This is a genomic window from Pseudomonas sp. NyZ201 (assembly GCF_049860765.1).
In the GTDB taxonomy this organism is placed as follows: Bacteria; Pseudomonadota; Gammaproteobacteria; order Pseudomonadales; family Pseudomonadaceae; genus Aquipseudomonas; species Aquipseudomonas bharatica.
The window spans coordinates 6,310,124-6,322,814 of sequence record NZ_CP187557.1 but is presented as its reverse complement, the minus strand read 5'-3'; the positions used below and the strand labels follow the sequence as shown (position 1 = coordinate 6,322,814).

At 61.4% G+C, this 12,691-nt stretch carries 10 protein-coding genes and 1 pseudogene; 7 read left to right on the top strand and 4 right to left on the bottom strand.

What is annotated here, in order from left to right; all coding sequences use genetic code 11:
- Nucleotides 1-31 precede the first annotated feature (31 nt).
- The 3 genes from glmU (at nt 32) to glmS (ending at nt 4,200) form a co-directional block, all read left to right on the top strand.
- Nucleotides 32-1,399 carry a bifunctional UDP-N-acetylglucosamine diphosphorylase/glucosamine-1-phosphate N-acetyltransferase GlmU gene (glmU, locus tag ACPFMA_RS28525; protein ID WP_064302159.1) on the top strand — a complete coding sequence of 456 codons (1,368 nt, stop codon included), beginning with the start codon at nt 32-34 and terminating at the stop codon, nt 1,397-1,399.
- 186 nt (nt 1,400-1,585) lie between these two features.
- A complete protein-coding gene (locus ACPFMA_RS28520; protein ID WP_420058490.1) occupies nt 1,586-2,362 on the top strand; it encodes a DeoR/GlpR family DNA-binding transcription regulator in 777 nt (258 codons plus the stop codon).
- A gap of 2 nt (nt 2,363-2,364) precedes the next feature.
- Nucleotides 2,365-4,200 (top strand): glutamine--fructose-6-phosphate transaminase (isomerizing), encoded by a 1,836-nt coding sequence (gene glmS, locus ACPFMA_RS28515; RefSeq protein WP_009402512.1) that lies wholly within the window; start codon nt 2,365-2,367, stop codon nt 4,198-4,200.
- Between the two features lie 93 nt (nt 4,201-4,293).
- On the opposite strand, the gene ACPFMA_RS28510 is transcribed toward glmS, so the two are convergent.
- A complete protein-coding gene (locus ACPFMA_RS28510; protein WP_425929472.1) occupies nt 4,294-4,860 on the bottom strand; it encodes a hypothetical protein in 567 nt (188 codons plus the stop codon).
- 341 nt (nt 4,861-5,201) lie between these two features.
- Between ACPFMA_RS28510 and ACPFMA_RS28505 the strand changes: the two are divergent.
- Both ACPFMA_RS28505 and ACPFMA_RS28500 read left to right on the top strand, forming a co-directional pair.
- Nucleotides 5,202-6,284: pseudogene (locus tag ACPFMA_RS28505) on the top strand (cache domain-containing protein); the annotation flags it as partial.
- A gap of 90 nt (nt 6,285-6,374) precedes the next feature.
- Nucleotides 6,375-7,142, top strand: a complete 768-nt coding sequence (locus tag ACPFMA_RS28500) for a methyl-accepting chemotaxis protein (RefSeq protein ID WP_376699774.1) — start codon at nt 6,375-6,377, stop codon at nt 7,140-7,142.
- A 105-nt stretch (nt 7,143-7,247) separates the two neighbouring features.
- On the opposite strand, the gene lpdA is transcribed toward ACPFMA_RS28500, so the two are convergent.
- A complete protein-coding gene (gene lpdA / locus ACPFMA_RS28495; RefSeq protein WP_425929471.1) occupies nt 7,248-8,648 on the bottom strand; it encodes a dihydrolipoyl dehydrogenase in 1,401 nt (466 codons plus the stop codon).
- A 196-nt stretch (nt 8,649-8,844) separates the two neighbouring features.
- Here lpdA and cfaB point away from each other — a divergent pair, with 196 nt between their 5' ends.
- Nucleotides 8,845-10,026: a C17 cyclopropane fatty acid synthase CfaB gene (gene cfaB / locus ACPFMA_RS28490; RefSeq protein WP_279899237.1), complete on the top strand. Its 1,182-nt coding sequence runs from the start codon at nt 8,845-8,847 to the stop codon at nt 10,024-10,026.
- Here the strand turns inward: cfaB and cls are convergent, their stop codons facing one another.
- Nucleotides 10,027-11,466 (bottom strand): cardiolipin synthase, encoded by a 1,440-nt coding sequence (gene cls, locus ACPFMA_RS28485; protein ID WP_425929470.1) that lies wholly within the window; start codon nt 11,464-11,466, stop codon nt 10,027-10,029.
- A 130-nt stretch (nt 11,467-11,596) separates the two neighbouring features.
- Here cls and ACPFMA_RS28480 point away from each other — a divergent pair, with 130 nt between their 5' ends.
- Complete coding sequence (locus ACPFMA_RS28480) at nt 11,597-12,124, top strand: DUF3617 domain-containing protein (RefSeq protein ID WP_420058486.1); 528 nt, start codon at nt 11,597-11,599, stop codon at nt 12,122-12,124.
- Here ACPFMA_RS28480 and ACPFMA_RS28475 read toward each other — a convergent pair.
- Nucleotides 12,121-12,681: a carbonate dehydratase gene (locus tag ACPFMA_RS28475; protein WP_064302167.1), complete on the bottom strand. Its 561-nt coding sequence runs from the start codon at nt 12,679-12,681 to the stop codon at nt 12,121-12,123. The two genes, ACPFMA_RS28480 and ACPFMA_RS28475, sit on opposite strands and share 4 nt — an antisense overlap.
- Nucleotides 12,682-12,691 lie beyond the last annotated feature (10 nt).

Sequence of the window (12,691 nt, the reverse complement as noted above, 5' to 3'; positions counted from 1 at the left end):
GCGCTGACCACCCAGGATTGGTAGCCAGTCAATGTCTCTCGATATCGTTATTCTCGCCGCTGGCCAAGGCACGCGCATGCGTTCCGCGTTGCCCAAGGTACTCCACCCGGTCGCCGGCGATTCCATGCTCGGCCATGTTATCCACAGCGCCCGTCAGCTCCAGCCACAGGGCATCCATGTGGTAATCGGCCATGGCGCTGAACTGGTACGTGAACGCCTGGCGGCGGACGATCTGAATTTCGTGCTTCAGGACAAACAACTGGGCACCGGCCACGCTGTCGCCCAGGCCCTGCCGGCGCTGAGCGCCGACACCGTGCTGATCCTCTACGGCGATGTACCCCTGATCGAGGTCGAGACCTTGCAGCGCCTGTTGGCCAAGGTCAATGACCAGCAACTCGGCCTGCTCACCGTGACCCTCGACGACCCGACCGGCTATGGCCGTATCGTCCGGGACGCTGCCGGCAAGGTTACCGCCATCGTCGAGCACAAGGACGCCAGCGATGTGCAGAAGGCTATCCGCGAAGGCAACACCGGCATTCTCGCCGTCCCGGGCAAGCGTCTTGCCGATTGGCTGGGGCGCTTGTCCAACGACAACGCCCAGGGCGAGTACTACCTGACCGATGTCATCGCCATGGCCGTGGCCGACGGCCTGGTGGTCGCCACTGAACAACCGCTGGACCCGATGGAAGTGCAGGGCGCCAACGACCGCCGCCAATTGGCCGAGCTGGAGCGTCACTACCAGTTCCGCGAAGCCCGCCGTCTGATGGCGCTCGGCGTGACCTTGCGTGACCCGGCGCGTTTCGATGTGCGTGGTGAAGTGACCGTCGGCCGCGACGTACTCATCGACATCAACGTGATCCTCGAAGGCCGGGTGATCATCGAGGACGACGTGCAGATCGGTGCGAACTGCGTGATCAGGAACACCACCCTGCGCAAGGGGGCTGTGGTCAAGGCCAACAGCCATCTGGACGGCGCGGTGATGGGCGAGGGCAGCGATGCCGGCCCGTTCGCCCGCCTGCGTCCGGGCAGTGTGCTGGAAGCCCGGGCCCATGTGGGTAACTTCGTCGAATTGAAGAACGCGCATCTGGGCGAAGGCGCCAAGGCCGGTCATCTGACCTATCTGGGCGATGCCGAGATCGGCGCACGTACCAACATCGGTGCCGGCACCATCACTTGCAACTACGATGGCGCGAACAAGTTCAAGACCATTCTCGGCGAGGATGTGTTCATCGGTTCGAACAACTCCCTGGTCGCCCCTGTGGATATCGGTGCAGGTGCCACCACTGCGGCCGGTTCGACCATCGTACAGAACGTCGATGCCGCTCAATTGGCCGTTGGTCGTGCCCGCCAGCGCAACATCGATGGCTGGAAACGGCCTGAGAAGATCAAGAAAACCTGAGTTATGCACAGCTTGAAAAAGGCCGACTGTGCATTGTGCATAAGTCGGCCTTTTTCGTTTGTGCTGAACCTGTGGATAACATGAAAATGCTGGCCTCGTCGCCTTTTGTCGAATTCCCGCTTGACCGAATGAAAGATTCAGGTTTTGATTGCCGCAATTATCTTTCGAAACGAAACTTAAGCACGAATGTCGAAACGAAACACTCCCCAGCGGCGCCATAACATTCTTGCCCTGCTCAATGAACAGGGCGAGGTGAGCGTGGACGAGCTGGCCAGGCGTTTCGAAACTTCCGAAGTCACCATCCGCAAGGATCTGGCGGCCCTCGAAAGCAATGGTCTACTGCTTCGCCGCTATGGTGGGGCGGTTACCATGCCCCAGGAACTGATCGCCGATCAGGCCCAGCCCGTCTCCCAGTACAAGAAAGCCATCGCCCGCGCGGCTGTCGCGCGGATCCGCGAGCATGCGCGGATCATCATCGACAGTGGCAGCACCACCGCCGCGATGATCCCGGAGCTTGGCCTTCAGCCTGGCCTGGTGGTCATGACCAATTCCTTGAATGTCGCACGCGCCCTGAGCGAGTTGGAGCACGAGCCGGTACTGCTGATGACGGGCGGTACCTGGGACCCGCATTCCGAATCCTTCCAGGGCCAGGTTGCCGAACAGGTCCTGCGTTCCTACGACTTCGACCAGCTGTTTATCGGCGCCGATGGCATCGACCTGGTCCGCGGCACTACTACCTTCAATGAGTTGCTCGGCCTGAGCCGGGTCATGGCGGAGGTGGCCCGGGAAGTGATCGTGATGGTCGAGTCGGACAAGGTTGGACGCAAGATTCCCAACCTCGAGCTGCCCTGGAGCAGCGTGAACACCCTTATTACCGATGAACGCCTGCCTCGCGAGGCACGCGAACAGATTGAAGCCCGCGGCATCAACGTGATTTGTGCCGCTATCAGCCAGGAGCATTGACTATGTGTGGAATCGTTGGCGCGGTCGCCGAGCGCAATATCACCGCCATTCTGATCGAAGGCCTCAAGCGTCTTGAGTACCGTGGCTATGACAGCGCCGGTCTCGCGGTCTTCACCCAGCAGGGCACCCTTGAACGTCGCCGCCGTATCGGCAAGGTCAGCGAGCTGCAGGCCGCCGTGGCCGCCGATCCGCTGGTGGGCCAGTTGGGCATCGCCCACACCCGCTGGGCCACACACGGTGCACCGACCGAAAACAATGCCCACCCACATTTTTCCGGCAACGAGCTGGCGGTGGTGCACAACGGCATCATCGAGAACCATGAAGTCCTGCGCGAAAACCTGAAATCCCTGGGCTACGTGTTCAGCTCGGAAACCGATACCGAGGTGATCGTTCACCTGCTGCACCACACTCTGAAAACCGTTCCGGACCTGGCCGACGCGCTGAAGGCAGTGGTCAAGCAACTGCACGGCGCTTACGGCCTGGCCGTGATCAGCGCCAAGCAGCCTGATCGCCTGGTTGCGGCGCGCAGCGGCAGCCCGCTGGTGATCGGCCTGGGCCTGGGCGAAAACTTCCTGGCCTCCGACCAATTGGCCTTGCGCCAGGTCACCGACCGCTTCATGTACCTTGAAGAAGGCGATATCGCCGAGATCCAGCGCGAACAGGTGCGCATCTGGGACACCAACGGCAACGCCGTGCAGCGTGAAGTGGTGCAATACCACGAAGGCGCCGAGGCCGCTGACAAGGGTGAATACCGCCACTTCATGCTCAAGGAAATCCATGAGCAGCCAACCGTTGTCCAGCGCACCCTCGAAGGCCGCCTGGGTGCCGACCATGTCATGGTCCAGGCTTTCGGTCCGAAAGCCGCAGAGCTTTTCGCCAAGGTACGCAATGTCCAGATCGTCGCTTGCGGCACCAGCTATCACGCCGGCATGGTTGCCCGTTACTGGCTGGAAGAGCTGGCCGGCATTCCCTGCCAGGTCGAAGTCGCCAGCGAGTTCCGCTACCGCAAGGTAGTGGTACAGCCCGACACCCTGTTCGTCTCCATCTCCCAGTCCGGCGAAACCGCCGACACCCTCGCTGCCCTGCGCAACGCCAAGGAACTGGGCTTCCTCGGCAGCCTGGCGATCTGCAACGTTGGCATCAGCTCGCTGGTGCGTGAATCCGACCTGACCCTGCTGACCCTGGCCGGCCCGGAAATCGGCGTGGCATCGACCAAGGCCTTCACCACCCAGTTGGTGTCCCTGATGTTGCTGACCCTGGCACTGGGTCAGGTTCGTGGCACCTTGGGTGCAGGCGTCGAAGCCGAGCTGGTCGAGCAATTGCGTCGCCTGCCGGTGCGCCTGGGCGAAGCCCTGGCGATGGATTCCACCGTGGAGAAAATTTCCGAACTCTTCGCCGACAAGCACCACACCCTGTTCCTGGGCCGCGGCGCGCAGTTCCCGGTAGCAATGGAAGGCGCCCTGAAGCTCAAGGAAATCTCCTACATCCACGCCGAAGCCTACCCGGCGGGCGAGCTGAAGCACGGCCCGCTGGCATTGGTGGATGACGACATGCCGGTGGTCACCGTCGCGCCGAACAACGAACTGCTGGAAAAGCTCAAGTCCAACCTGCAGGAAGTCCGTGCACGGGGTGGTCAGTTGGTGGTCTTCGCCGACGAGCAGGCAGGGATGAGCAATGGCGAGGGTACCCACGTGATTGCCATGCCTCATATTGCCGATGCGCTGGCGCCAATCCTGTACACCATCCCGCTGCAGCTGCTGTCGTACTACGTGGCGGTGCTCAAGGGTACTGACGTTGATCAGCCGCGCAACCTGGCGAAATCGGTCACGGTCGAGTAAGCCAATAGTTGCATTCGGAAAGCCGCTTCCCCGAAGCGGCTTTTTTGCATGAAAAGCAATCGGCCGAACACGCCGCTTGAATTCAGAGACAACCTAGCGCGAGGTTTTCACCTGCAGAACCTCGGTGTAGATCGCATCGACCGTCTGGCCCTCCTTCAGGTTTTTCATCCTTGCCTGTAGCTCGGGGTTTTCGACTTTGACCACGGCGACCTTGCCTTCCGGCGGCAGCAGCGTCACTTCATGGTTCTTCAGGTCGATATGGGTGATCTTCGAGGTTACTTTCACCTGGCGTACCGCTTCGCCGCCAGGGTTGGGGTTGTCCTTGGTGGCGCGCACGGTCATGGCTTCGTCGGTGACCTTTGGCGCGCCCCCGACCTGTGTATCAAGAACGTAGGCAACCGCGCGGGACACCTTGATGTTCACCGTATCGCCGACGTTCAGATTGTGCAGGTCCTTGGCCTGCTCGGTGAGTTGCACCTGGAGCGGGCTGTTGTCGGTGTCGGCAATGGTGACTACCCGATTGGGTACATCCACCGCCAGTACCTTGGTGGTGATCTCGCCTTCGATGGCTTTGCTGCCCAGCGGGATGTCGACCGCGTGGGCGGTGGACAGACCGCTACTCAGAGCAACCACGTACGCTAGAGAACGAATGATTTTCATCGCCTGATTTCCATGTTGGCTAACGAATTTTTTCCTGACGCTTGACGCACCCGGGCAAGCATAGCCATTGCACGTCGAACTGCTGCGAGGCGAGGCGATCTGCCGCACAAAACGCGTTGAAACAGACAGGAATGTGTCCTGTCCACACGATCAGCTTTGCCGGAAACCCCGTAGATTCGGGGGCATGAGGCCGTTTCGGTGCCTTGCGCAGGGGGCATCAAGTTGCCATTCTGCGCCTTGCTGAATCGCTCAGCAGAGCGCTTGCCTCGCCCCCGAGCAGCGCGAAACAGATCCTGTATCCCTTGGGCCCGCTTGTGGCACGTCGTATCGGAAGCCATCGAATGAATATAAAAAAGAAGCTGACGTGTGCATTCGGCGTAATCGCCGTGATTCCCGTGGCTTTGATCGCCTGTCTGGTGGTTTACAACCTCAACCAGCAGGCCCGTGAAGGCTTTGTGGAAACCTCGAGCCGGGAGATCCGGCAGATCGATAACACGGTGAATGTCTTCCTCGATTCCATCGCCCAGAACGTCACGCAGTGGGCGGACGATCCGTTGATCGTCAACGCCAGGGATCTGAAGGTCTACAGCAGTGACAATGCGCCGGCTACACCGCTACCCCAAGCCAACCGTGTGCTTCTGGAACATTTCACGCGCTATGCCAAGGCACATCCGACGACTGCTTTCGTTTCGTATGCCCGCAACGATGATGGCAGCTATGCCTCGTGGCCCGATGAGCCGGGGCTGAAGAACTACGAGCCGCGCAAGCGCCCGTGGTACCAGTTGGGGATCGCCAATCCCGGCAAGGTCATGCGGACCAGTGCCTACCTGTGGGGTAGCCAGCCGCTGATCTGCACCGTGCGCACGGTTCACGGAGCCAATGGCGAAGTGCTCGGCGTGATGGGTATCGACGTATCGCTGGAACAGCTGGCCGGCTTCATCGGCAAGACCAAGCTGGGAGAAAGCGGCTACCTGATGCTGGTCGAAGACACCGGTGCGGTGCTGGTGGACCCGAGCAATCCGGGCAATGCCTTCAAGCAGCTCAAGGAGCTGGGCGGCGATTACGCGCTGCTGGGCAACACCGCCAAGGGCCTGATCGAGGTGGAACTGGGCGGCAAGCACTACATGGCCAACGTCTGGACTTCACCCACCCTGGGCTGGCGCTTCATCGGCCTGATCGAAAAAAGCGAAGTGATGGCCGACGTTACCAGCCTGACCTGGACCATCGTTGCCATCGCCCTGGTACTGGCGCTGCTGTTTGCGGTGGTTGGTGCGACCTTCTCGAATCTGATCGTCAACCCGATCAAGGGCGTTGCCGACAGCCTCGAGGATATCGCCCAGGGCGAGGGCGACCTGACCCGCTCCCTGCAAGTGAAAGGCAACGATGAAACCGCAGCGCTGGCCGGCTGGTTCAACCAGTTCGTCGAGCGCATCCGCTCGTTGGTTCAGCGTATTGGCCATGCTTCCGCCGACTTGCAGACTGCCTCGGAGACCAACAGCCAGGTCGCCTCGAACATGGGTGATGCGACCGGCCGCCAGCGCCAGGCGGTGGAACTGGTGTCCACGGCGTTCAACGAGATGGTCGCCACGGCCAACGAAGTGGCCAGGTCGTGCAGCCATGCGGCGACCTCCGCCGATGCCGGCCAGCGCCATGTCAGCGCCGGCCAGCAGCAGATCGAGCAGGCCACCAGCAGCGTCGCGCGCCTGAGCGAGAACCTGTTGCAGGCGACCGAGGCCATGCAGGCGTTGGAAAAGGAAAGCCAGGACATCAACACCATTCTCGGTACCATCCGCTCGATCGCCGAACAGACCAACCTGCTGGCGCTCAACGCAGCCATCGAAGCGGCGCGGGCCGGCGAGCAAGGGCGTGGTTTTGCCGTTGTGGCGGATGAAGTGCGGGCACTGGCCAAGCGCACTGCCGACTCCACCGGAGAAATCGATGGCTTGCTGGGTGGCCTGGCGCGGCGCGCGCAGGATGTCACCCAACAGATGCACAGCAGCCTGGAAATGTCGCAGCAGAGTGTCAGTTCGATCCGCGAGGCGCGTGACAGTTTCGAGGATATCCGGACTTCGGTGGATGCCATCCGCGACCAGAGCAATCAGATCGCCACGGCGGCGGAAGAGCAGCACCAGGTGGCCGAGGACATCAACCACCACATCATCCAGATCCAGGCGGATGCACAGTTGATCGAGCAACTGGCAGGGACGGCACAGGCGGACTCGCAACAGTTGAAGGCGTTGTCGCAGGAGTTCGGCAGCCTAGTGTCCCGGTTCAGGACCTGATTTCCCGGTTGTCAGCACCGGCCTGATCGCTGGCAAGCCAGCTCCCACAATTCCCCTGTGGGAGCTGGCTTGCCAGCGATGAGGCCGGTACAGGCAACCCGGCTATCAGATCTGCATCGCCATCCCGTCCACGTTCATCGCCGCCTGGCGCAGCGCTTCGGAGCGGGTCGGGTGCGGGTGGCAGATCAGCGCGATGTCTTCCGCCGACGCGGCAAACTCCATCGCTACGCAATATTCGCCGATCATCTCGCTGACGCTTGGCCCGACAAGGTGCACGCCCAGCACCTCATCGGTATTGGCGTCGGCGATGACCTTGGCGAAGCCTTCGGTTTCGTGGTTGATCTTGGCCCGGCTGTTGGCGAGGAACGGGAACTTGCCGACCTTGTAGGCACGGCCCTCGGCTTTCAGTTGTTCTTCGGTCTTGCCGACGGTGGCCAGTTCAGGCTTGGTGTAGATCACCCCGGGAATCAGGCCGTAGTTCACCTGGTGCGGCTTGCCATGGATCAGTTCGATGCAGGCGATGGCCTCATCCTCGGCCTTGTGCGCGAGCATCGGTCCGGACGTGACGTCGCCGATCACCCAGATACCCGGCACCTGTGTGCGATGCCCCTGGTTTTCCAGCATGCCGCGCTTATCGGTGTGCAGACCGACGCTTTCCAGGCCCAGGCCTTGGGTATAAGGGCGACGACCGATGGCGACCAGCACGTAGTCCGCCTGCAGGGTTTGCGCTTCGCCGCCGGCGGCGGGTTCCAGGGTCAGGCTGACGCTATCGGCCGAAGGCGTGGCCTGGGTCACCTTGCTGCCCAGCTTGAAGGTCATGCCTTGCTTGGCCAGGGAGCGCTGGAGCGTCTTGGCGGTTTCTTCATCGATGCCCGGGCAGATGCGGTCGAGGTATTCGATCACGGTCACTTCGGCACCGAGGCGGCGCCACACCGAGCCCAGTTCGAGGCCGATCACCCCTGCACCGATAACCACCAGGTGCTTGGGTACTTCCGGCAGCGACAGGGCGCCGGTGGAGTCGATGATGCGCTGGTTATCGATGGTCACGCCGGGCAGGGGCGTGGGTTCGGAACCCGTGGCGATAACGATGTCCTTGGCCTGGTACTCGCTGACGTTGCCCTCTGCGTCGCTGACCTTGACCTTGCCAACGCCGTCCAGCTTGCCCCAGCCCTTGATCCAGTCGACCTTGTTCTTGCGGAACAGGAACTCGATGCCTTTGGTGAGGCCGGTCACGCTTTCATCCTTCTGCTTCATCATTTGCGCCAGGTTCAGGCTCGGCTTGACCTCGATACCGAGGTGACCGAGTTCTCCACTGGCAGCGGCCTCATAGAGTTCGGATGCATGCAGCAACGCCTTGGAAGGCATGCAGCCAACGTTCAGGCAGGTACCGCCGAGGGTAGCGCGACCTTCTATGCAGGCCACGCTCAGGCCCAGCTGGCCAGCGCGAATGGCGGCGTTGTAGCCGCCGGGGCCACCACCGATGATGATGACATCGTAGTTTTTCATTGTTGTGCTCCCGGATGAAGAATCGACTGGCGCCAAGGTTAATGGCTCGCGTTGAGTTTTGTATACAATTTGAGGATGTTTCTGTAGCGAAAGCCTTTCGATAGCCTCCGACTATGGTCTCGATAGCCGGAAAGATCCTGCGTATGAACTACCCTGATCCGTTGACGTCCATCTGTATAAATGGGGAGGCTCACTCATGCATGCGCAACTCTCGGTTCTGCAAAGCCTGCATCTTCCACTCCGTCTGCGTCTCTGGGACGGCCATGAGTTCGATCTGGGCCCGCAGCCCCAGGTCACCATCATGCTCAAGGACCCGGCGCTCATCAGCCAGTTGACCCATCCGGGCCTGGACGATCTGGGCTCGGCGTTCGTCGAAGGCAAGCTTGAACTGGAAGGGGCCATGAGCGAGGTCATCCGCTTGTGCGATCAACTCAGCGAGGCGCTGCTCAAGGACGAAGAGGAAGCGCTGCCGGTGCGCAGCGAGCATGACAAGGCCACCGACGCGGCGGCCATTTCCTACCATTACGACCTCTCCAACGAGTTCTACCAGTTGTGGCTCGACCGCGACATGGCCTACTCCTGTGCGTATTTCAAGACTCCTGAGGATAGCCTCGACCAGGCCCAGCAGAACAAATTCGATCATCTATGCCGCAAGCTGCGCCTGCAGCCCGGCGATTACTTGCTGGATGTCGGTTGTGGCTGGGGCGGGCTGGCGCGTTTTGCCGCGCGCGAGTATGGGGCCAGGGTGTTCGGCATCACCCTGAGCAAGGAGCAGCTCAAGCTCGGGCGTGAGCGGGTGGCGGCGGAAGGCCTGGAGAAGCAGGTCGATCTGCAGATCCTCGACTACCGCGATCTGCCCCAGGATGGTCGCTTCGACAAGGTGGTCAGCGTCGGCATGTTCGAACATGTCGGCCACGCCAATCTGCAACTGTATTGCCAGCGCCTGTTCGGTGCGGTGCGTGAGGGCGGCCTGGTGATGAACCACGGCATCACGGCCAAGCACATTGACGGCCGCCCGGTCGGCCGCGGGGCTGGCAACTTCATCGAGCGCTACGTCTTCCCGCATGGCGAGCTGCCACACCTGTCGATGATCAGCGGCTTCGTCAGCGAAGCAGGGCTGGAAGTGGTGGACGTTGAGAGCCTGCGCCTGCATTACGCACGGACCCTGAAATTCTGGAGTGATAATCTCGAAGGCAATCTCGACAAGGCTGCGGCCATGGTCCCGGAAAAAGCCCTGCGGATCTGGCGCCTCTACCTGGCTGGTTGTTCCTATGCCTTCTCTCGCGGCTGGATCAATCTGCACCAGATCCTCGCGGTCAAACCCAAGGCCGACGGCAGCCATGATCTGCCACTGACCCGCGAAGACCTCTACCGCTGATCACAGAATGGGTGAAATCAGCCGAGCGATGCGCATCCCCAGCTGTTGCAGGCGATGCGTGTCGCGGCTGTCTTCCAGCGTGATTTCGCGGGATTGTTCGAAATCCTCGAGCAGCATGCTTTCCACGGTGCCGGCAAAGCCTGGATCGATGGTTACCAAGGTGATCTCGAAGTTCAGGCGGAACGAGCGGTTGTCCAGGTTGGCGCTGCCGATAGCGGCGACGTCGTCGTCCACCAGCATGACTTTCTGATGCAGGAAACCGGGCTGGTAACGGAACATGCGTACCCCGGCGCGCACCGCTTCGAAGGCGAACAGGCTTGAGGCCGCATAGACGATGCGGTGGTCGGGGCGTGCTGGAATCAGGATGCGCACATCCACGCCGCGCATCACGGCCAGCCGCAGCGAGGCGAATACCGCCTCGTCGGGGATGAAGTAGGGGCTGGTGATCCATACCCGATGTTGTGCCGCCTGGATCGCATCGACGAAAAACAGCGAGCAGGTTTCCTGCGGATCTGCCGGCCCGCTGGCCAGCACCTGACAGAGTACGCCGTTGTCCGGATAGGTTTCCGGAAGGATCAGGGGCGGCAATTTCCGTGCGGCCCAGTACCAGTCTTCGGCAAAGGATTCCTGAAGGCAGGCCAGCACCGGGCCGGTCACTTGCACATGGGTATCGCGCCAGGGCGATAGCGGCATCCTGGCGCCAAGGTACTCGTCGCCGACGTTGTGCCCGCCGAGAAAACCCTGGACACCGTCCACCACGACGATCTTGCGATGGTTACGGAAATTGACCTGGAATCGATTGAACCAGCCGCGCTTGGTAGCGAACGCGCGAATCTCCACTCCACCCTCGCGCAGGCTCTGGCTGTACCTGGTGGGCAGGGCATGGCTGCCTACCCGGTCGTAAAGCACGTAGATCTTTACGCCTTCGGCGGCCTTCCTCAGCAGCAGGTCATGCAGGCGTCGGCCGAGCAGGTCGTCATGGATGATGAAGAACTGCACCAGCACGGTATCGCGGGCTTGTTCGATAGCGCTGAAGATGGCATCGAAGGTGGCCTTGCCATTGACAAGAAGACTGACCCGGTTGTTTGCCAGGCATGGCATGCGTCCGAGCTTGCTCAAGGCACGCAGGCCTGCATAGGCCGGCGAATTGCTGGCGGCCAGTGCTTCCTCGACCCAGGGGCGCCAGTTGAGGTCGGCCATGGCAACGTGCATTTCCTGGTTGGCCTGGCGTCGGGCCTGGATATAGGCGTCGAAGGTGCGGCTGCCGAATACCAGGTAAGGAATCAGGGTCAGGTAGGGGATGAACAGCAGCGAGAGTGCCCAGGCAATCGAGCCCTGGGCGGTCCGCACGGTGAAAACCGCATGCAGTGCGGCGATGGCACCGATGAAGTGGGTCGCGCCAATGAGGTAGGCGAAGAACTGGGGGCTGTGGTAATCCATACACGTCCTGTGACGTCCGCCAATCAGTCGCCTAACAGAGCATGTTCCGGACTGGTCTTGCAACCCGGACGGCATTTCGACGTCTAAGCCACAGTCCGGCATCGGGCCGGAAATTTTCAGGAGTCATTAGATGAACATTCGTGTATCGGCGCTGGCGCTGCTGATTGGCCTGTCGAGTCCCCTGGTTCAGGCGCAGATGCTGCAACCGGGCCTGTGGGAGCTGACCACCAGCAATATGCAGGTCGATGGCAAACCACTGCCGGACATGGAGTTCATGCTCGGCCAGTTGAAGAACCTGCCGCCGGAACAGCGGGCGATGATGGAAGGCGTGCTGGCCAAGCAGGGCATCACGGTGGCCGGCAAGGGTGTGCGCTCGTGCCTGACCCCCGAGCAGGTAAAGACCGATGACATTCCGCTGCAGGATCCACAGTCCGGTTGCACCCAGCGGATCACCGATCGCAACGGCAAGACCTGGAATTTCGAGTTCAGTTGCCCCAAGGCCCGGGGCACTGGCCAGGCACAATTCCTCAGCGATCGCGAGTTCGTCACCAAGGTGCAAGGTACCTTCAACGCCTCGGGGGTTCAGCAGCAGGGCAGCATGAACACCCGGGCGGTATGGCTCGGAGCAGACTGCGGCACGGTCAAGCCGCGCAGCTAGAACTCGTTCTGCAGGGCCTTGTAGCCCTTCACCAGGTCGATATTGGTATGGGCGACGTCCTCCGAGAATTCCGAGGCGCTGACGCTCACGGGTGGGAACTGGCTCAGGTCGGTGAGGGGGCCGATGCGTGTGGTGGAGGGCACGTAGAAGTTTTCCGGCAGGTCGCGGCCGTCCACCACCGAGTTGTGCCGCACTACGCTGCCATTGCCGACCACGCAGTTGAACAGCACGCTGTTGAAGCCGATGAACACCCGGTCGCCCACCACACATGGGCCATGCACGATGGAGCGGTGGGCGATGGAGGTGAACTCGCCGATGGTCACCGCGGCGCCGGACTTGGAGTGGATCACCACGCCGTCCTGGATATTCGAGTTGCAGCCGATGGTGATCGGCTGCATCGAGCCGCTGTCATCCACCTCGTCGGCACGGATCACCGCGTAAGGGCCGACGAACACGTTCTCGCCAATCACCACCTTGCCGCAGATGATCGCGGTGTGATCGATGTAGGCCGACTCGGCAATGACCGGCAGGTCGCCGGTCGGGTTCTTGCGGATCATCGAGGTCTCT